The organism is Brevibacterium metallidurans (assembly GCF_037101285.1).
GTDB lineage: Bacteria > Actinomycetota > Actinomycetes > Actinomycetales > Brevibacteriaceae > Brevibacterium > Brevibacterium metallidurans.
In genome coordinates, this window is sequence record NZ_BAAAAF010000009.1 from 1 (window position 1) to 19,032 (window position 19,032).

Below are 19,032 nucleotides of genomic sequence, written 5' to 3' on the forward strand. Positions count from 1 at the left end.
CATCCACCCCAGCAAGCTGGGGCTTCAGCGTTCGACTTGCATGTGTTAAGCACGCAGCCAGCGTTCGTCCTGAGCCAGGATCAAACTCTCCATAAAAAATATTTCGATGATCCCGGCAAGACAGTCAACTATCCACGGGGGTGGACAGCGACCCCACCACAACCACCAAGGGTCGTGGGTTTTTGGTTGTCTTACCAGAAAAAATTTCTGGCATCACATTGTTCAAACAAACACGCTATTGGATTCTCAAACCACAAACACACACCCACACCACACACAACCAGAAGTCATGCACTCGGTGGGGGCATCCACAGATTTGCACTTTTCGCCTTGCGGCCCGCCGTACCAGCGGATGTCTACTCTACAGTGTCTTTCCGATGCGTGCAACCCGGAGTTCATCTCCACGTCACCCGGATCCGTATCCATCTGAAGCGTTCGCCGCCTCCCCGAGGGGCCGGCAGCTCGATCTACTCTACACCAAGTCGAACCAGTCGAACAAGCCCGTAGGCACGTGACCTCCGTCACCAGTCCGCCGAACCCTCGAGACCGACTGTCCGTGCAGGCGACAGGCCTTTACCGCCCTGTACCGGGCGAAGCTCAGGCCACCGGTTCGGCGAGCTGAGGGGAATCGTTGCGGACATTGCCCACGGCCCTGCCCACTCTGTGCTTCGTCACCGACGCCGGATCGACCTGATCAAGCGTTGCCGACAGCAGCTGAGGCACCTCGGCGGTGGCCAGTGCGGGATCGGTCCACTCGTCGATGTGTTCACGGGAGAGGAACACGGGCATCCGGTCGTGGACCTCGCGCAGATGTCCCGCCGATGCCATCGTGAGGATCGAGGTCGAGACGAGCCACTGCTCGTCGGGCTGCTTCCAGAACTCGAAGACACCGGCCATGAACAGCGGTCCCTGCCCGGCCGCCGACATCATCCACGGCTGCTTGCCGTCCTCGGTGACCTCCCACTCGTAGTAGCCGGGGATCGGCAGGGCAGCGCGCCGGCGCCGGATCGCCTGCCGGAACATCGGCTTCTCCAGCACGGTCTCGGAGCGTGCGTTGAAGGCCTTGAAGCCGATCTTCGGATCCTTCGCCCACGAAGGCACGAGTCCCCAGTGCGCGGTCTCGAGCCTTCTGGTCAACTCGCCTGCCTCGTTGAGGCGCTCGACGACGATCGGGACGTCGGCCCCCGGGGGCACGTTGTAGCGCGGCGTGAAGTCGTAGGAGACGACGTCGAGTCGGAGCTCATCGGCGAGGTCCGCCGGATCGGATGACAGGTTGAGTCGGCCGCACATGCGCCAATCCTCTCACTTCACTACACTGTCGACAATGGCGGAGAAGAGCGCGGTCGATCCCATCGTTGAGTCTCGGAAGCAGTGGCTGGCCCACGGGTGGGATGAGGCGACCGACGGCATGAATACGGTCATCTCGGTCATGCGCGTCCACCAGCTCTTCCTCGCGATGGTCGATTCTGCGCTCAAGCCGTTCTCCCTCACCTTCTCCCGCTACGAGGTCCTCACCCTCCTCTCCTTCACGCGCGCCGGCACCCTGCCGATGTCGAAGATCTCCGCGCGCCTCCAAGTCCATGCGACCTCGACGACGAACTCCGTCGATCGCCTAGAGAAGGCGGGCCTCGTGCAGCGCCGCAGCCACCCCGACGATCGCCGCACGACACTCGTCGATCTCACCGACGCAGGCCGGGAGCTCGCCGCCAGAGCCACCTCGGCGCTCAACGACGAGGTCTTCACCTCTCCCGCCTTCGCCGGCACCGACCTCGGCGAACTCCTCCCCCACCTCGAAGCGCTGCGCACCAGCCTCGAGCCACGCCCCTAACGCGCCGAGGCGGACGACCGACCTCGCCGACACACCTCCCGGATCTCCCCTAACGGCCCGATCGCCCATTTAGTTGGACGTCCAAGTAAATTCTCCGTATCCTGGAGCCAACGGTGACCACCGTCACCTCGACCACGTGCATTCCCACGCCCACCCGCCTGGAGGAACCATGTCCCGCAGCACAGCGACCGCCCTGCCGTTCGGCCTCACCGAGGAGCAGCAGACCGTCTCGGCGATGGTCCGCGACTTCGCCGACACCGAGATCGCGCCTCACGCCCTCGAATGGGACCAGCAGCACCACTTCCCCATCGACGTCATCCGCAAGAGCGCCGAACTCGGCATGGGCGGCATCTACGTCCGCGAGGAGTCCGGGGGCACCGGGATGGGCCGGATGGACGCCGCCCTCATCTTCGAGGCGATGTCGACAGGCTGCCCCTCGGTGGCCGCCTACATCTCCATCCACAACATGGTCGCGTGGATGATCGACAAGTACGGCAACGAGGAGCAGCGGGAGAAGTACCTCCTCCCCCTCGTCTCGATGGAGCACCTCGGCAGCTACTGCCTCACCGAGCCCAACGCCGGCTCCGATGCCGGGGCGCTGCGCACCACGGCCCGCGAGGACGGCGACCACTTCGTCCTCAACGGCGTCAAGCAGTTCATCTCCGGCGCCGGTTCGACCGACACCTACCTCGTCATGGCCCGCACCGGCCAGGAGGGCGCCCGCGGCATCTCCGCCTTCATCCTCGAGAAGGGCATGGACGGTCTGAGCTTCGGTGCCAACGAGCAGAAGATGGGCTGGCGGGCCCAGCCCACGCGCCAGGTGATCATGGAGAACGTCCGGGTGCCGAAGGAGAACCTGCTCGGCGAACCCGGGCAGGGCTTCAAGATCGCGATGTCCGGCCTCGACGGCGGTCGCCTCAACATCGGGGCGTGCTCGCTCGGCGGCGGACAGTCGGCCCTGGAGAAGGCGATCGAGTACATGGGCGAGCGCCAGGCCTTCGGCACCGAGCTCACCGGTTTCCAGGCCCTGCGCTTCGAGGTCGCCGAGATGCAGACGAAGCTCGAGGCGGCCCGCTCGCTGCTGTGGCGTGCCGCGAACGCCTACGATGCAGGCGATCCGAACACCTCGCTGCTCTCGGCGATGGCCAAGCTCACCGCCACCGACTCCGGCTTCGACGTCGCCAATCGCGCCCTCCAGCTCCACGGCGGCTACGGGTATCTGACAGAGTATGGGATTGAGAAGCTGGTCCGTGACCTGCGGGTCCACCAGATTCTGGAAGGCACCAATGAGATCATGCGCGTGATCATCTCGCGCAAGAGCACAGGAGTGGGCTGATATGACGACAGACACCTCGACCATCCTCACCTCGGACGCGGGTGGTCTCGGGCGGATCGAACTCAACCGGCCGAAGCTGATCAACGCGCTCAGCCTCGACATGGTCGCAGGCATCGACGACGCCCTGCGCGGCTGGTACGACGATGACGGGGTCGCCTTCGTCCTCGTCACCGGCCGCGGCGACCGTGGTCTGTGTGCCGGCGGCGACATCAAGGCGGTCTACACCGACATCGTCGACGGCAGCGACGAGAACGCGCGGTTCTGGAACCGCGAGTACCGGATGAATGCGGCGATCGCCGAATACCCGAAGCCCTACGTCGTCGTCATGAACGGGATCACGATGGGCGGCGGTGTGGGCATCTCCGCCCATGGCTCCCACCGCATCGTCACGGATTCGACGAAGGTCGGCATGCCCGAGACCGGCATCGGCCTCTTCCCCGACGTCGGCGGCACCTACCTGCTCGCCCGCGCCCCCGGCGAACTGGGCACCCATCTTGCGCTCACCGGCACCGCGGTCGGACCGGGAGCGGCCATCGCCCTGGGCCTGGCCGACCACTATGTGCCCGAGGACGACATCGCCGACCTCATCACCGACCTCGAGTCCGGCGGCGACCTCGAGACCGTCATCGCCCGCTACGCGGCTGAGCCCCCGGAGAACGAACTCGCCGAGGCGGCCGCCTGGATCGACGAGTGCTACCGGGGCGACGACGCCGAGGCGATCGTCGCAGCCCTGGCCGCCCATGACAGTCCCGAGGCCAACGCCGCCGCCGAGCTCATCCTCACCAAGGCTCCCACCTCGGTGAAGGTGACCCTGGCGGCCCTGCGCAGCGCCGCGACGAAGACCCTGCCGGAGGTGCTCGAGCAGGACTACCGCATCGCCGTCGAGATGACCGGGCGCCCCGACCTCAAGGAGGGCATCCGCGCCCAGGTCATCGACAAGGACCGCAACCCCCAGTGGTCGCCTGCGACGCTCGAGGCGGTCGATGCCGCCACCGTCGCAGGGATCCTCACCGCCGAACAGACAGAGAAGGTGTTCTCATGAGCGACTTTGCCACGATCCTGACAAACACGGCCGACGGGGTCGCGACGATCACGATCGACCGCCCGAAGGCCCTCAACGCGCTCAACCTCCAGGTGCTCACCGACATCACCGATGCGGCGACCGCCTTCGACGCCGACGACGCGGTGCGCGCGATCATCATCACCGGCAGCGAGAAGGCCTTCGCCGCGGGCGCCGACATCAAGGAGATGGCCGACCTCGACTTCGCGACCGCGTACCGGGCGGACTGGTTCGCCGGCTGGGAGCGGCTGACGAACGTCCGCAAACCGGTCATCACCGCTGTCGGCGGGTACGCCCTCGGCGGCGGCTGCGAACTCGCGATGATGGGCGACATCCTCATCGCCGCGACCACAGCGAAGTTCGGCCAGCCGGAGATCAACCTCGGCGTGCTTCCGGGCATGGGCGGATCCCAGCGTCTCACCCGTGCCGTGGGCAAAGCGAAGGCCATGGACATGTGCCTGACCGGGCGGATGATGGACGCCGAGGAGGCCGAACGGTCGGGTCTCGTTGCCCGGGTCGTGGCCCCCGAGGACCTGCTCACCACGGCGAACGAGATCGCCGCGACGATCGCCGCGAAGTCGCTCATCGCCTCGGCGATGGTCAAGGAGGCGATCAACGTCGCCTTCGAGACCACCCTCGAGCAGGGACTGCGCTACGAACGCCGCCTCTTCCACTCAGTCCTCGCGACGAACGATCAGACCGAGGGCATGGCCGCCTTCGTCGAGAAGCGGGAGCCGAACTTCACGGACTCGTGACCGAGGCCGACAACGGCGCTGCGGGCGCGGACGAGAGCGATCTCGTCCGCGCCCGTTGCCGTCGGCGCCCGCTGCCGTCGGCGGCTGCAGCCGTCGGCGCCTGCAGCCGTCGGCGTCCCGGTCGTCGACCGTCCGCGATCCGAGCAGTTCCCGGACACGCGCCGCAATTTAACATTCGTTCAGTTAGAGTGGTGCTGTTCGCTCATCCAAGGAGGCATTGTGAACCTGTTCGAGACGCTCGATCTGCGCCTGCGGCTCCCCGTCGTCGGCTCCCCGATGTTCATCGCATCGGGCCCGGAGCTCGTCACCGCCCAATGCCAGTCCGGCATCATCGGCGCCTTCCCCACGCTCAACGCGCGCCCGGCAGCGCAGCTGGCCGACTGGTTCGACGAGATCACGGAGTCGAACGCGAACTGGACCGCCGCCCACCCCGACCGGCCCGCCGCGCCGTTCGCCGCGAACCTCATCGTCCACCGCTCGAACAACCGTCTCGAGGCCGACCTCGCCGAGGTCGTCCGCCATGAGGTGCCCATCGTCATCACCTCCCTCGGCGCCCGGGAGGAGGTCAACGAGGCCGTGCACTCCTACGGCGGGGTCGTCCTCCACGACGTCATCAACAATCGCTTCGCCCACAAGGCGATCGACAAGGGCGCCGACGGCATCATCGCCGTCGCCGCCGGTGCCGGCGGCCATGCGGGAGCCCTCTCCCCCTTCGCCCTGACCCAGGAGATCCGCAGCTGGTTCGACGGCCCGCTGCTGCTCTCCGGGGCCATCGCCCACGGGCAGTCGATCCTCGCCGCGCTCGCGGCCGGAGCGGACTTCGCCTACGTCGGTTCCGCGTTCCTCTCGACCCATGAGGCCAACGTCGTCGACGCGTATCGGCAGATGATCGTCGACTCCGCCGCCGACGACGTCGTCTACTCGAACTACTTCACCGGGGTCAAGGGCAACTACCTGCGCGGGTCGATCGTCGCCGCCGGCCTCGACCCCGACGACCTGCCCGAGGCCGATCCGACGAAGATGGACTTCGGCACCGACCCGGAGTCGGGAACGAGCGCGAAGGCGTGGAAGGACATCTGGGGTTCGGGTCAGGGCATCGGGGCGCTCGGCCTCCAGCGCTCGACCGCCGAGCTCGTCGACTCTCTCGTCGCCGAATACGACGCAGCGCAGCGACAGCTCGAGGCCAGGGTCGCGCGCACCCGGTCTGCTCCGGCCGCCGCACTCTGACCTCGACGCCCTGGCCTGCGCCTACGTGCAGTCGATGCCGAGGCCTGAGAATCTCTCGACGCCCAGCGGGGTGATCTCCAAGGATCGTCCGGCTGGGCGTCGTCGCACGAGCCCCAGGCCTTCGACGACCGTGAGCAGGCTCCGCCCGAACCGGCCCGAGGCGTGGATCTCGCGCTGCGACCAGTCCATGCACGCCCCGATGCCGCGCCCGCGCCCAGGCGGCAGCTCGAACCGGCTGCCGAACATCTCCGCGACGACGTCGTCGACCTCGGGTGTCAGGTGCAGCGGACAGTCGGCGCCGGTGACGCGGTCGGGGTCGTCCGGGTCGATGTCCTCGCATTCGATTCCCCTGCGGTCGATGAGCACGCGGAGGAGGTCGACGCCGAGGCGACCGGCCAGATGGTCGTAGCAGGTGCGGGCCCGGGGGAGTGCGGCGAGTTCGCGGTGGCTGTTCAGCGACGACGCCTCCGGTGGGGCGCAGAGCGCGCCGAGGTGCTCGATGACGGCGGCGATGTCGGCGTGCACGCTCGGCTCGATCTCGACGTAGCGGTAGCGGCCGCTGCGGCGCACCGTGACCCAGCCGGCGTCCCGCAGCACCGCGAGATGTCCCGTCATCGTCTGCGCGCTCACTCCGCAGTAGCCGGCCAGATAGGACACGGGGGTGCGGGACCGGTCGAGGAGGAGGTCGAGTGCCTTTGCCCGCGTCGGATCGGCCAGCAGCTTCGCGAGCTCCCAGAACGGCGGGACCACGACGGGCACGGTCCGTGTTGTGCTCATGACCGGCAGTCTACGCCGCTGACACTTCGGTCAGGGCCGAAGTGTTCTCGCCCTAGGCTTCGAGCATGCAGATCATCGCCTCACTCGTCTTCGTCCTCATCTGGTCGACCGGGTTCATCGTCGCCCGGGCGATCGGCGACGCCCCGCAGACTTTTCTCTTCTGCCGCTTCCTCGGCGCCGCGATCATCCTCGGTCTGGCCTGCGTGGGACTGCGCATCGTCGTCACCCGTCTCCCCCACCGGGCGCGCCTGTGGAAGCCGGCGGCAGCTCTCGTCGGGGAGTCGACGACCGAGCCCGGAGCCGGCGTCCGGACGGTGTGGACGATGCTGCTCATCGGCGCCCTGGTCAACGGCGCGTACCTGTGCCTGTCCTACTTCGCCGTCGTCGACGGCTTCCCGGCCGGGATCATGGCGCTCGTCGGCGGGTGGCAGCCGGTGCTCACGCTTGTGCTCACCGCCCTGCTCGTCCGCCGCGGCCCGAACCGCTCGGTCCTCCTCGGCGTCGGCGTCTCCCTCATCGGCATCGCCTTCGTCCTCGTTCCCGGGCTGGTGGGCACGACCGGTGACGTCTCTGTCGCCCACGTCCTTCTCGCGTTCACCGCGGTGACGTGTCTGAGCCTGGGCACGATCGCGCAGAAGCACGTGGCCGCTCATCCCCTGCTGCCGACGCTCGCGTGGCAGTCGCTCGGCGCCGCCGGGGTGGCCTTCGTCGCGGCGATGCTCGCCGATGAGGCGGGTGCGGACTTCGGACCGGCGTTCGTCGCAGGCCTCGTCTGGTCGGTGCTCGGCATCTCGGTCGTCGCGATGCTCATCATGGTCCACCTCGTGCGGGTGCGCTCGGCGAGCTACGTCTCCGCGCTCGTCCTCGGCGCCCCTCCCCTGGCCGCGCTCGAGGCGGCGCTGCTCTTCGGGGAGCGGCTGAGCTTCGTCCAGTGGACGGGCACGGTGCTCACCCTCGTCGGGGTGGGACTCGTCGTCCTCGTCCCGCAGGGCAGTCCGCCGGAGAAGGACCTCAGACCGTCGAGATGATCCCGCGCTCGGTCAGCCGGGAGGCCAGGCCCGCGCCGTCGGGTGCGTAGATCCACGGCACTCCCTGGCCGCGGCCGTGGCGCTTCGAGCGACCACCTGCCCACACGGCCTCGCCGACGGTGAGCTGGCGGATCGCGACGGCGGCGACGTTGTTCGGGTGGTTCTCGACGAACTCGCCGTAGATCTCCTCGTCGTTCTGACCGTCATCGCCGATGAGCAGCCACTTCATCCACGGGAAGTCCCGGGCCAGGCGCTCCAAGCTGTTGCGCTTGTGCTCCTTGCCCGACCGGAACACCCGCGTCGTCGTCGGACCCCAATCGGTGAGCAGGAGCGGACCGATGGGATAGAGGTTGCGGGAGAGGAACCGCTTGAGCGTGATCGCGGAGTTCCACGCCCCCGTGGAGAGGTAGAGGATCGGGGTGTTCGGCCGCATGTAGGTGATCCGGTCGTAGAGGACCGACATGCCGGCCACCGGGGAACGGGCGTGCTCGGAGAGGACGAAAGTGTTCCATGCGGCGAGGAAGGGCCTGGGCAGGGAGGTGACCATGACCGTGTCGTCGATGTCGGAGATGATCCCGAAGGTCGAATCCTCCCCGATGATCCGCACCGCCGCCGAATCGACGAGCGAACCGTCGGTCCACAGCTCGATCTCCGTCTCACCGGGGGTGAAGTCGCCGGGGATGACGGTGTCGATGATGCCGCCCCGGTCGGAGGTGACCATGTGCTCTTCGTCGTTGATGCGCACCCAGGCGGTGTCGTTGGGCAGCGGCACGCTGACGAACGAACGCCACCCCCGCACGCTCGACTGCGCGTCGGCCGAAGGATGGCCGTCCGGGGTGAGCACGAGCCGGGCGAGCACGCGCACCCAGTCGGTGCCGCCGTACGTGTCGTAGGCGAGCACGGTGCGCTGGTAGCTGTGATCGGTCGCCCGATTCTGGATCCAGCCGTTGAAGCGGTCCTCGAGCCGGGCCGCGGTGTGCAGCATGTCCGGAGTGAGGTTGAGCGGTCCCTCGTCAGGCTTCCTCTTCGTCACAGAAGCTCCTTTCAGATGAAACCGACCTTGTCATAGACTTCGCGCAGTGTCACCTCGGCGATGCCGTTCGCCTTCTCCGCGGCACGGTCGAGGATCGCCTGCAGCTGTGCCCGGTCCTCGAGGAGTTCGAGGGTGCGTTCGCGGATCGGGGCGAGCGTCTCGACGACCACCTCGGCGAGGTCGACCTTGAGGTGGCCGTACATCTTCCCCTCGTAGTCGGCGACGATGTCGTCGATGGGCCGCCCGGTCAGGGACGAGTAGACGGTGAGCAGGTTCGAGACCCCCGGCTTCTCCTCGGGGTCGTAGCGGATCTCCGTGCCGTCGTCGGTGACGGCGGACTTGATCTTCTTCGTCAGCGCCTTCGGTTCGTCGAGGAGGTCGATGCGTCCGGCCGGGCTGGGCAGGGACTTCGACATCTTCGCCTCGGGGTTCTGCAGGTCGTAGATCTTCGCCGTCGTCTTCAGGATCTGCGCTTCGGGGACGACGAAGGTCTGCCCGAACCGGTGGTTGAACCGCTCGGCGAGGTTGCGGGTGAGTTCGAGGTGCTGGCGCTGGTCCTCGCCGACGGGGACCATCTGCGGGTTGTAGAGGAGGATGTCGGCGGCCATGAGCGCCGGGTACGTGAGCAGGCCGAGGGAGACGTGGCCCTGTTTGGCCGACTTGTCCTTGAACTGCGTCATCCGGGTGGCCTCGCCCATCGAGGTCGTGCATTCGAGCACCCAGCTCAGGCGGGGGTGGGCGGGGACCTGCGACTGGACGAAGATCGTCGACTTCTCCGGGTCGAGTCCGGCGGCGATGAACTGGGCGGCGGTGCGCAGAGTGCGCTCCCGCAGCTCGTGCGGATCCTGCTCGACCGTGATCGCGTGCATGTTCGCGATGAAGTAGAACGCGTCGTGGGACTCCTGGTGCGTGACGAACTGCTGCAGCGCCCCGATGTAGTTGCCGAGATGGAGGGAATCCGAGGTGGCCTGGATTCCGGACACAGTGCGAGGCAGAGAAGTCGAGGTCATAGCTCAATGATGCCATCTTCGGCCCGCGGCCCGAGCCCGTGCAGCCATCGCGGCAAGGACCCTGGGCACGTGAGCTTGCGCACACCTCGGCGAGTATAGTTACGATGCAGAACACATGATTCGCCAAGGCTGCTCACATGTTGTGGGAGGTCAGACCGGCAGACGGGCACCGTCCCCGGGTCGGAGGGTCATCATCGCACCCAGCTCAACGAGGAGGACTCAGTGTCGGTCGAGTACGTGAGAACCGAAGAGGATCTGCCGCCCGTCGCGGTGGTGGAGCGGCCGCGCTGGACGCCGGCCAAGATCGTGCTGTGGGTGGCCATCGCCCTCATCGCCGGCGCCGGGTGGACGATGGTCGCCTTCGTCCGCGGCGAGCAGATGTCGGCGAGCTGGTTCGTCGCCGCCGCGGTCGGCAGCTACCTCATCGCCTTCCGCTTCTACGCGAAGTTCATCGAATGGAAGATCGCCCGCCCCGACCCGAGGCGGGCCACCCCGGCCGAGCTCAACGACAACGGCCGCGACTTCGCCCCGACGGATCGTCGGGTGCTCTTCGGTCACCACTTCGCGGCGATCTCCGGTGCCGGCCCGCTCGTCGGCCCGATCCTCGCCGCGCAGATGGGCTACCTGCCCGGCACCCTGTGGATCGTCTTCGGCGTCATCCTCGCCGGCGGCGTCCAGGACTACCTCGTGCTCTTCTTCTCGATGCGGCGCAACGGCCGGTCCCTGGGGCAGATGACCCGTGACGAGCTCGGCCGCACCGGCGGCATCATCGCCTCGATCGGCATCATCCTCATCATGGTCATCCTCATCGCCGTCCTCGGCGTCGTCATCATCAACGCGCTCGCCGAGAGCCCGTGGGGCGTCTTCTCGATCGCCATGACGATCCCGATCGCGATCTTCATGGGCGTCTACATGCGCTACCTGCGCCCCGGCAAGGTCGTCGAGACCTCGGTCATCGGCATCGTCCTCCTCGTCGCGGCGATCGTCGCCGGCGGCTGGGTCAACTCCTCGGCCTACTGGTCGGAGCTCTTCACCCTCGACAAGGTCACGCTCGCATGGTGCCTGATGATCTACGGCTTCCTCGCCGCGGTCCTGCCCGTGTGGGTGCTGCTCGCCCCGCGCGACTACCTCTCGACGTTCATGAAGATCGGCACCATCGTCCTCCTAGCCGTGGGCATCCTCATCGTCAACCCGACCGTGCAGATGCCGGCGTTCACCGAATTCGCCTTCAACACCGCAGGTCCGGCGTTCGCCGGTGCCCTCTTCCCGTTCCTCTTCATCACGATCGCCTGCGGTGCGCTCTCCGGCTTCCACGCGCTCATCTCCTCGGGCACGACCCCGAAGCTCATCGAGAAGGAATCGCAGGCCCGCCTCATCGGCTACGGCGGCATGCTCATGGAGTCCTTCGTCGCGATCATGGCGCTCGTCGCAGCGATCTGCCTCGACAAGGGCCTCTACTTCGCGATGAACGCCGCCGAGCCGCTGACCGGAGGCACCGTCCAGGGGGCCGCGGACTTCATCAACAACTCCCTCGGCATGTCCGGGGTCCAGACCTCCCCGGAGTTCCTCCAGCAGGCGGCTGAGAACGTCGGTGAGGAGAGCATCGTCTCCCGCACCGGCGGCGCCCCGACGCTCGCGATGGGCATGGCCCAGATCCTCCACAGCGTCTTCGGGGGTCCGGCGTGGATGTCGTTCTGGTACCACTTCGCGGTGATGTTCGAAGCGCTCTTCATCCTCACCACGATCGACGCCGGCACCCGGGTCGCCCGCTTCATGCTCAGCGACGCCCTCGGCAACTTCTCCAAGCGCTTCCGCGATCCCTCGTGGACGCCGGGCGCATGGCTGACGACGGCGATCATGGTCGGAGCGTGGGGGTCGATCCTGCTCATGGGCGTCACCGATCCGCTCGGCGGCATCAACACCCTGTTCCCGCTCTTCGGCATCTCCAACCAGCTGCTCGCCGCGATCGCCCTGGCCGTGATCTTCGCGATCGTGTGCAAGATGGGTCTTGCCCGCTATGCGTGGATCCCCGGCATCCCCCTGGCCTGGGACCTCGTGGTGACGATGACGGCGTCGTGGCAGAAGATCTTCTCCTCCGATCCGAAGCTCGGCTACTGGGCCCAGCACTTCACCTACCGTGACGCCCTCGCCGCCGGGGAGACCTCGGTGGGCAACACGCAGGGCGTCGAGGCGATGAGCGCGGTCGTGCGCAACACCTTCGTCCAGGGCACCCTGTCGATCATCTTCGCCGCCCTCGTCGCCATGGTCGTCATCATGGCGATGTGGAAGTCGATCGAAGCCATCCGCAAGGGCTCGATGCCCACGAGCGAGGAGCCGTTCACCGAGTCGAAACTCTTCGCCCCGGCCGGTCTCATCGCCCGTAAGGCCGAGCGCGAGGTCCAGGCTCAGTGGGACGAGCGCTCAGGACCGAGGCGATCATGAGCGAGACCCTCGCACCGCTGTCCCGCCTGGTGAAGGATCCGTGGGGGTCTCTGCGCCGAGGCGGGGCCTGGCTGCTGTGGTATCTCAAGGAGATCATGGGCGAGAACGCCTACATACACTACCTCGAGTCCTACGAGCGCCGCCACGGCACCACCGAGGGCGCGATGGGTGAGAAGGAGTTCTGGCGCGACCTCACCGACGAGCAGGACCGCAACCCGAAGGTCCGCTGCTGCTGAGACGCCCGCCGCTGAGACGGATTGCCGCCCCCTGCCCCCATCGTCGAAGATGGGGGCATGCGGACATGGGTGTTTCTGGCGGGGGCGATCCTCGCCGAGGTGACAGGGACGCTGTCGATGAAAGCGGCACTGACGCAGCCGTGGCTCTACGTGCTCATGGGACTCGGGTACGCGTGTGCGTTCGTGTTCCTCAGCCTCACCCTGAGATCCGGGATGCCGCTGGGCATCGCCTACGGCATCTGGGGTGCGGCCGGGGTCGCGCTCACCGCCGCCGCCTCGGCGCTGCTCTTCGGTGAGACGATCACCCCGGTCATGACCGTCGGGATTCTGGCGATCATGGCCGGGGTCGTCCTCGTCGAACTCGGTCACCGCAGCAGCGGGAAGGACACGGCCGCGCAGATCGAGCTGCCGCCTCGGCGGGAGGAGGGTGAGGCATGATCGGCTGGCTCCTCCTCATCGGCGCGATCCTCCTCGAGGTCTTAGCGACCATCTGCCTGCGCATGGCCTCAGTCGGAGGCTCGAAGAAGTGGTACGCGGGTGTCGCGGCCGGCTACATCGTCTCCTTCAGCCTGCTCAGCCTCACCCTGCGCACCGGCTTCCCGCTCGGGGTGGCCTACGGGATCTGGGCGGCCACCGGGGTGGCGCTCACCGCGCTTGCCGGGCGGGTCCTCTTCCGGGAGCGGCTGACCCGCACGATGGTCGCGGGCATCGCGCTCATCATCGCAGGCGTCCTCCTCATCGAACTCGGCGCCGCGCACTGAGGCCCTGTGCCCTGAGGCGCTGTGCACCGGGGCACTGCAATGAGACGCCGCGCACGGCGAACGCACAACCCGGTCGCCTGCGGCCTCACTGCGGGGCGGGGACCTCGTAGTCGATGACGAGCGGGGCATGGTCCGACCAGCGTTCGCCCCAGCTGGCTGCGCGGTCGACGCTCGCGGCCGTGGCTGCCGCAGCGAAAGCGGGTGTGGCCATCTGGTAGTCGATGCGCCACCCGGCGTCGTTGTCGAAGGCCTGCCCGCGCATCGACCACCACGTGTACGGTCCGTCGACGTCGCCGGCCAGCTGCCGGTGGACGTCGACGTAGCCGACCTCGCCGAAGAACCGGTCGAAGTACGCCCGCTCCTCGGGCAGGAAGCCGGCCTTCTTCCGGTTCGCCTTCCAGTTCTTCAGGTCGCGTTCGGTGTGGCAGACGTTGAGGTCGCCGGTGATGAGGACATGGTCGGAGGTCTCCGCGAGCTGCGGCATGCGTTCGATCATCCGGTCGAGGAACCGGTACTTGTCATCCTGCTTCGGGGTGCCCGCCTCGCCCGAGTGGACGTAGGCGGAGACGAGCGTGAGCACGCTGTCGTCGCCGAGGCGGAAGTCCGTCTCGAGCCACCGGCCCGCCCGGTCGAAGTAGCCGTCGTCGCCGATGCCCTCCCGGGACGCCACCGGCTGCGCCTTGGCCATGACGGCGACCCCGGCCCGGCCCTTCGCCTCGGCGTCGTGGCTGATCGTCGTGTACCCGGCACCCTCGAGGACACCGAGCGCGATGTCGTTCGCGGCCCTGACCTCCTGGAGGGTGATGAAGTCGGGCGCAGAGGCATCGACCCAGGTGGGCATCCCCTTTCGCCAGGCTGCGCGGACTCCGTTGACGTTGACTGAGGCTATGCGGATCATGTCCACTATCATGGCAGAGCGAAGTACTCTTCCGCGCCTGAGCGTTATAGAGTGAGAGCAAGAACGAAGCACCTGAGGAGGCGCAATGGCTGATGAGAAATTCGACCTGGAAGAGCTGAGCATCAGTCCGCTCGACGAGGTCGACGCCCGGGAGATGCGCGAGTTCCTGCTCAGTGCACAGGAGAACTTCTGGGGAGACCGCGACCTGCGCGCCGACCACGACGCCTACTGGTTCCGCCAGTTCGTCGCCTCCGGCCTCGTCGCCCGTTTCCGCTCGGACATCGTCGGCTACCTGCTCGGCGAGATCCCGGCGCAGGGCCCCGCCTACATCCACCTCGTCGCGGCCCGCTCGGACTTCCGTCACCTCGGCATCGGCCGTGAGCTCTACCGCGATTTCATCGACCACGTCCGCAAGCTCGGCGGCGACTCCGTGCAGGCGACGACGATGCCGGAGCAGACCGGGGCGATCTCGTTCCACTCGTCGATGGGCTTCAGCGGGGAACTCGTCGAGGACTACGCCGGTCCCGGCAACCCGCGCGTGTTCTTCGAACTCAAGCTCGACCAGGACTGAGCCTCCCGGCTCCGACACGGAAACGGCCCGGTCACCTCTAGGTGACCGGGCCGTCGTCATCGCTCACACCGAGGCGAGCAGACGCAGCGCCAGAGCGGTGATGATCACCGCGGAGACGATCGCTGTGATGCGGCGCCCCTGCCCGGACAGGAGCCTGCGCCCGGCGCTGCGGCCGATGATCACGAGCACGCAGTGCCATGAGGCCGAGGCGAGGACGATGCCGACGAGGAGCGCGACGGCCTCGGATCCCGTGCCCGTGTCGAGCAGTCCCCCGGAGACGACGACCGAGGCGAAGTAGAGCAGCGGCCACGGGTTGAGCGCGGTGAGGAAGAAGAAGAGGAGCGCCTCCCGCCAGAGGAGGGCCTGCCGGGATGAGGACTCGGGTGCCGCCTCGGCGTGAGCCTCTTCCCGCCGGTGGCCGGCGCCGGTCCCCTGTCTCGGTGCTCGACCGAAGGCGTCGATCGCGATGCGAGCGGCCATGACGAGGAGGACACCGGCACCGACGACGGTGACCGCTCCCTGCCACGGTGCGATGACACGGGCGGCGGCCGCTCCGCCGAGGACCGCGGCCACGGCGTAGAGCGCATCGGCGCTCACGGCCCCGAGGACCGCTGCGAGTCCGCGCCCCGGCGTCGAGGTCGCGCTGCGGTGGATGAGAAGGACGGCGACGGCACCGACGGGAATCGCCAGTCCGTAGCCGGCCCAGAGTCCGAGTCCGAATGCCTGCCACATACGATCACGATGACGCACCCGAACCGTTCGCGTCTATCGAAGAATTCCGAAGTCATTGTGTAGTGTTCGACTATGATCGATCCGCGTCTGCGCACCCTCCGAGCTGTCCGCGGGGCCGGGACCGTGACTGCCGCCGCGGCCGTCCTCCATATAACCCCGTCGACGGTGTCCCAGCACCTCAAGCAGCTCTCCCGCCTCGTCGGCGCCGAACTCGTCGAACCCGTCGGCCGCAACGTCCGACTCACCGAGGCGGCGGAGATCGTCCTCTCCCACGCCGCGGCGCTCGATGCTGAGTGGGAGCGCACGCTCTCGGACCTTGCGGGCCTGCGAGAGGACGAGGGCGCGCGGCTCCGCATCTCCGGGGTCGCCTCGGCGATCGTCTCCCTCATCTGCCCCGCCGTCGACCGACTCCGCGACCAGTCTCCGCGGGTCACTGTGGAGATCGGCGAGGACGCGGCCCGGGACCGATTCCGGATGCTCGCGGACGCGGAGACCGACATTGTCGTGACCGTCACGGGCTCTCACCCGCTCGCGGCGGCAGAGGAGCCGATCGGCGAGGCGCACGACCTCCTCGTCGATCCGCTCGACGTCCTCGTCAGCGCCGACCATCCCCGTGCCGGGGCGATGTCCGTCGGACTTGCGGAGCTTGCCGAGGAGACGTGGATCGGGGCCGGTGACATCCGGGACCAGCAGGTGGTGTTCGCCGAGCTCTGCGCGCAGGCGGGCTTCCGCCCGCGAGTGCGCCATGACGCCCTCGACTGGTCGGCGGTCGCGGCGCTCGTCGGCGGCGGCCACGGCATCGCCCTGTTCCCACGCACCGTTGCACTGCCTGCCGGCGCCGCCGTGTCGAGGGTCCCGGTGACGTGGCCCGACACCCCTGCCGTGCCCCATCGGCTTCTGCGCGCCTACGTCCGCCGCGGCAGCGCCGACCATCCCGTCATCGCCGCCGGACTCGCGGCCCTGCAGGAGCAGGGCAGGATCCTCACCGGCGCGATGGTGGACTGACCGACGACCGCGGCCCGGTCAGTGTGACCGGGCCGTTGAGCGTTGCCGATCAGCGTGTCACTGGGCGGAGCGCTGTGCGGTATCGACGACGTTGCGCAGCAGCAGCGCCCGGGTCATCGGACCCACCCCGCCGGGGTTGGGTGAGATCCAGGCGGCCACCTCGGCGACACCGGGATCGACGTCGCCGACGATCCTCGACTTCCCCGTCTCCGGGTCCTCCTCCCGGGAGACGCCGACGTCGAGGACGATCGCACCCGGTTTGACGTCCTCGGGCCGCACGATGCGCGGGGCACCGGCGGCGGCGACGATGACATCGGCCTGCCGCAGCAGCTCGGGCAGGTTCGTCGTGCCCGTGTGGGTGAGGGTGACCGTCGCGTTGTACTCCCGGCGCGTGAGCAGGGAGCCGATCGACCGGCCGACAGTGACCCCGCGGCCGATGACGACGACATGCTTGCCGTCCAACTCGATGCCGTTGCGCAGCATGAGCTCGATGACCCCGCGCGGGGTGCACGGCAGAGGCGTCGTGATCGGTCGGTTGACGTTGAGCATAAGCCGGCCGAGGTTCGTCGGGTGGAGCCCGTCGGCGTCCTTGGCCGGATCGATCCGCTCGAGGATCGCATCGGTGTCGATATGCTTCGGCAGCGGCAGCTGCACGATGTAGCCGGTGCACGCATCGTCGGCGTTGAGCTCGTCGATGACCGCTTCGAGCTCGTCCTGCGTCACCGATTCGGGCAGGTCGCGGCGGATCGACTCGATCCCCACCTCGGCGCAGTCGCGGTGCTTGCCGGCGACGTACCACTTCGACCCGGGATCGTCACCGACGAGGACGGTGCCGAGGCCCGGCACGATCCCCCGGGAGGCGAGATCAGCCACCTGGGCGCGCATCTCGTCCTTCATCGCCGCAGCCGCAGCCCGGCCGTCGAGGATCTGTGCGCTCATCAGTACTGCTCCAGCCCTTCGTAGAGCGGGAAGTCGTCGCTGAGCTTCTTCACCCGAGCGGCGAGGGCCTCGACGTTCGCACCCGGCTTGAGCGCCTCGGCGATGACATCGGCGACCTCGGTGAACTCGGTGTCGCCGAAGCCGCGGGTCGCCAGCGCCGGGGTGCCGATGCGCAGACCCGAGGTGACCATGGGCGGGCGCGGGTCGAAGGGCACGGCGTTGCGGTTGACGGTGATGCCGACCTCGTGGAGGAGGTCCTCGGCCTGCTGTCCGTCGAGGGCGGAGTTGCGCAGGTCGACGAGGACGAGGTGGACGTCGGTGCCGCCGGTGAGCACGGTGGCTCCCGCCTCGGCGACATCGGCTTCGAGGAGACGGCCGGCCAGGATCTGCGCACCGCGCAGGGTGCGCTCCTGACGGTCCTTGAACTCCGCGGTGGCCGCGAGCTTGAACGCCACGGCCTTCGCCGCGATGACATGCATGAGCGGGCCGCCCTGCTGACCGGGGAAGACCGCGGAGTTGAGCTTCTTCGCGTACTCCTCCTTGCCGAGGATGAAGCCCGACCGGGGGCCGCCGATCGTCTTGTGCACCGTCGAGGAGACGACGTCGGCGAACGGAACCGGGTTGGGGTGGAGGCCGGCGGCGACGAGACCGGCGAAGTGGGCCATGTCGACCCACAGCTTCGCCCCGACCTCGTCGGCGATCTCGCGGAAGGCCTGGAAGTCGAGCTGACGCGGGTAGGCCGACCAGCCGGCGACGATGACCTCGGGACGGTGCGTCAGCGCCCGCTCACGCACCTGATCCATGTCGATGCGGTACGAATCAGGGTCCACCTCGTAGGAGGCGACGTCGTAGAGACGGCCGGAGAAGTTGATCTTCATCCCGTGGGTGAGGTGACCGCCGTGGGCGAGCGAGAGCCCGAGCATCTTGTCCCCGGCGCGGGCGAGCGCATGCATGACCGCGGCATTGGCCGAGGCGCCCGAGTGCGGCTGGACGTTCGCGTACTCGGCGCCGAAGAGGCTCTTGGCCCGGTCGATCGCCAGGTTCTCGGCGATGTCGACGAACTCGCAGCCGCCGTAGTAGCGCTTGCCCGGGTACCCTTCCGCGTACTTGTTCGTCAGCACCGACCCCTGCGCTTCGAGGACCGCACGGGGAACGAAGTTCTCCGAGGCGATCATCTCCAGCGTCGAACGCTGCCTGCCCAACTCGAGGTCGAGGACTTCGGCGATCTGCGGGTCGATGTCTGCAAGCGAAGCCTGCAGCGAGGTGTCGGACATGTGCACTCCTGTGGCGTCGAGGACCGGCGGCGCGGATCCAGCCCACGCGCATTCCGAGGCAATGCTAACAGCGTTGTCCAGGGTCGAGGCAGGCCGCCCGCCTGCCGGATCCCGGACACC

General features: G+C 67.9%; 21 protein-coding genes and 1 rRNA gene. 12 read left to right on the forward strand and 10 right to left on the reverse strand.

The genetic code is table 11. The features are described 5' to 3' along the window. Both AACX88_RS11545 and AACX88_RS11550 read right to left on the reverse strand, forming a co-directional pair. Nucleotides 1-96: ribosomal RNA gene (locus AACX88_RS11545) — 16S ribosomal RNA — on the reverse strand; the annotation flags it as partial. A gap of 501 nt (nucleotides 97-597) precedes the next feature. Next, nucleotides 598-1,290: an SOS response-associated peptidase gene (locus tag AACX88_RS11550; RefSeq protein WP_339393164.1), complete on the reverse strand. Its 693-nt coding sequence runs from the start codon at nucleotides 1,288-1,290 to the stop codon at nucleotides 598-600. Between the two features lie 34 nt (nucleotides 1,291-1,324). Here AACX88_RS11550 and AACX88_RS11555 point away from each other — a divergent pair, with 34 nt between their 5' ends. The 4 genes from AACX88_RS11555 to AACX88_RS11570 all read left to right on the forward strand — a co-directional run bounded on the left by AACX88_RS11555 (nucleotide 1,325) and on the right by AACX88_RS11570 (nucleotide 4,979). After that, the gene (locus AACX88_RS11555; RefSeq protein WP_339393165.1) at nucleotides 1,325-1,828 is read left to right on the forward strand and encodes a MarR family winged helix-turn-helix transcriptional regulator; all 504 of its coding nucleotides are present in this window, start codon (nucleotides 1,325-1,327) and stop codon (nucleotides 1,826-1,828) included. A 169-nt stretch (nucleotides 1,829-1,997) separates the two neighbouring features. Continuing rightward, nucleotides 1,998-3,164 (forward strand): acyl-CoA dehydrogenase family protein, encoded by a 1,167-nt coding sequence (locus AACX88_RS11560; RefSeq protein WP_339393166.1) that lies wholly within the window; start codon nucleotides 1,998-2,000, stop codon nucleotides 3,162-3,164. Between the two features lies 1 nt (nucleotide 3,165). Beyond that, entirely contained in the window at nucleotides 3,166-4,206 is a 1,041-nt protein-coding gene (locus tag AACX88_RS11565) for an enoyl-CoA hydratase/isomerase family protein (RefSeq protein ID WP_339393167.1), read from the forward strand. After that, entirely contained in the window at nucleotides 4,203-4,979 is a 777-nt protein-coding gene (locus AACX88_RS11570) for an enoyl-CoA hydratase (protein WP_339393168.1), read from the forward strand. Before AACX88_RS11565 ends, AACX88_RS11570 begins: the two co-directional genes overlap by 4 nt. Here the strand turns inward: AACX88_RS11570 and AACX88_RS11575 are convergent. Continuing rightward, nucleotides 4,919-5,137 (reverse strand): hypothetical protein, encoded by a 219-nt coding sequence (locus AACX88_RS11575; protein ID WP_339393169.1) that lies wholly within the window; start codon nucleotides 5,135-5,137, stop codon nucleotides 4,919-4,921. The genes AACX88_RS11570 and AACX88_RS11575 overlap by 61 nt on opposite strands. Before the next feature lie 61 nt (nucleotides 5,138-5,198). On the opposite strand from AACX88_RS11575, the gene AACX88_RS11580 reads away from it, so the two are divergent. Beyond that, on the forward strand, nucleotides 5,199-6,206 hold the full coding sequence (locus tag AACX88_RS11580; RefSeq protein ID WP_339393170.1) for an NAD(P)H-dependent flavin oxidoreductase: 1,008 nt from the start codon (nucleotides 5,199-5,201) through the stop codon (nucleotides 6,204-6,206). 21 nt (nucleotides 6,207-6,227) lie between these two features. Here the strand turns inward: AACX88_RS11580 and AACX88_RS11585 are convergent, their stop codons facing one another. Continuing rightward, on the reverse strand, nucleotides 6,228-6,983 hold the full coding sequence (locus AACX88_RS11585; protein ID WP_339393171.1) for an ArsR/SmtB family transcription factor: 756 nt from the start codon (nucleotides 6,981-6,983) through the stop codon (nucleotides 6,228-6,230). Between the two features lie 65 nt (nucleotides 6,984-7,048). Here AACX88_RS11585 and AACX88_RS11590 point away from each other — a divergent pair, with 65 nt between their 5' ends. Continuing rightward, the gene (locus tag AACX88_RS11590) at nucleotides 7,049-8,011 is read left to right on the forward strand and encodes a DMT family transporter (RefSeq protein WP_339393172.1); all 963 of its coding nucleotides are present in this window, start codon (nucleotides 7,049-7,051) and stop codon (nucleotides 8,009-8,011) included. Here the strand turns inward: AACX88_RS11590 and AACX88_RS11595 are convergent. Then, a complete protein-coding gene (locus AACX88_RS11595; protein WP_339393173.1) occupies nucleotides 7,995-9,044 on the reverse strand; it encodes an App1 family protein in 1,050 nt (349 codons plus the stop codon). The two genes, AACX88_RS11590 and AACX88_RS11595, sit on opposite strands and share 17 nt — an antisense overlap. 11 nt (nucleotides 9,045-9,055) lie before the next feature. After that, complete coding sequence (trpS, locus tag AACX88_RS11600; protein ID WP_339393174.1) at nucleotides 9,056-10,054, reverse strand: tryptophan--tRNA ligase; 999 nt, start codon at nucleotides 10,052-10,054, stop codon at nucleotides 9,056-9,058. Between the two features lie 222 nt (nucleotides 10,055-10,276). Between trpS and AACX88_RS11605 the strand changes: the two genes are divergently transcribed. Genes AACX88_RS11605 through AACX88_RS11620 form a run of 4 tightly spaced genes read left to right on the forward strand, consistent with a single transcriptional unit; the run spans nucleotide 10,277 to nucleotide 13,493 of the window. After that, the gene (locus AACX88_RS11605) at nucleotides 10,277-12,496 is read left to right on the forward strand and encodes a carbon starvation CstA family protein (protein WP_339393175.1); all 2,220 of its coding nucleotides are present in this window, start codon (nucleotides 10,277-10,279) and stop codon (nucleotides 12,494-12,496) included. Next, entirely contained in the window at nucleotides 12,493-12,732 is a 240-nt protein-coding gene (locus AACX88_RS11610; protein WP_339393176.1) for a CstA-like transporter-associated (seleno)protein, read from the forward strand. The genes AACX88_RS11605 and AACX88_RS11610 overlap by 4 nt, the downstream gene beginning before the upstream one ends. Before the next feature lie 57 nt (nucleotides 12,733-12,789). Next, complete coding sequence (locus AACX88_RS11615; protein ID WP_339393177.1) at nucleotides 12,790-13,170, forward strand: DMT family transporter; 381 nt, start codon at nucleotides 12,790-12,792, stop codon at nucleotides 13,168-13,170. Then, nucleotides 13,170-13,493: a DMT family transporter gene (locus AACX88_RS11620; protein ID WP_339393226.1), complete on the forward strand. Its 324-nt coding sequence runs from the start codon at nucleotides 13,170-13,172 to the stop codon at nucleotides 13,491-13,493. Before AACX88_RS11615 ends, AACX88_RS11620 begins: the two co-directional genes overlap by 1 nt. 85 nt (nucleotides 13,494-13,578) lie before the next feature. Here AACX88_RS11620 and AACX88_RS11625 read toward each other — a convergent pair whose 3' ends face one another. Continuing rightward, nucleotides 13,579-14,391 carry an exodeoxyribonuclease III gene (locus AACX88_RS11625; protein ID WP_339393178.1) on the reverse strand — a complete coding sequence of 271 codons (813 nt, stop codon included), beginning with the start codon at nucleotides 14,389-14,391 and terminating at the stop codon, nucleotides 13,579-13,581. 85 nt (nucleotides 14,392-14,476) lie between these two features. Here AACX88_RS11625 and AACX88_RS11630 point away from each other — a divergent pair, with 85 nt between their 5' ends. Continuing rightward, nucleotides 14,477-14,962 carry a GNAT family N-acetyltransferase gene (locus AACX88_RS11630; protein ID WP_339393179.1) on the forward strand — a complete coding sequence of 162 codons (486 nt, stop codon included), beginning with the start codon at nucleotides 14,477-14,479 and terminating at the stop codon, nucleotides 14,960-14,962. 63 nt (nucleotides 14,963-15,025) lie between these two features. Here the strand turns inward: AACX88_RS11630 and AACX88_RS11635 are convergent, their stop codons facing one another. Continuing rightward, complete coding sequence (locus AACX88_RS11635; RefSeq protein WP_339393180.1) at nucleotides 15,026-15,694, reverse strand: LysE family transporter; 669 nt, start codon at nucleotides 15,692-15,694, stop codon at nucleotides 15,026-15,028. A 72-nt stretch (nucleotides 15,695-15,766) separates the two neighbouring features. Between AACX88_RS11635 and AACX88_RS11640 the strand changes: the two genes are divergently transcribed. Continuing rightward, nucleotides 15,767-16,699 carry a LysR substrate-binding domain-containing protein gene (locus AACX88_RS11640; RefSeq protein WP_339393181.1) on the forward strand — a complete coding sequence of 311 codons (933 nt, stop codon included), beginning with the start codon at nucleotides 15,767-15,769 and terminating at the stop codon, nucleotides 16,697-16,699. Nucleotides 16,700-16,756: 57 nt separating this feature from the next. Here the strand turns inward: AACX88_RS11640 and AACX88_RS11645 are convergent, their stop codons facing one another. Continuing rightward, nucleotides 16,757-17,638, reverse strand: a complete 882-nt coding sequence (locus AACX88_RS11645) for a bifunctional methylenetetrahydrofolate dehydrogenase/methenyltetrahydrofolate cyclohydrolase (RefSeq protein ID WP_339393182.1) — start codon at nucleotides 17,636-17,638, stop codon at nucleotides 16,757-16,759. Further along, nucleotides 17,638-18,912: a serine hydroxymethyltransferase gene (gene glyA, locus AACX88_RS11650; RefSeq protein WP_339393183.1), complete on the reverse strand. Its 1,275-nt coding sequence runs from the start codon at nucleotides 18,910-18,912 to the stop codon at nucleotides 17,638-17,640. The genes AACX88_RS11645 and glyA overlap by 1 nt, the downstream gene beginning before the upstream one ends. Nucleotides 18,913-19,032 lie beyond the last annotated feature (120 nt).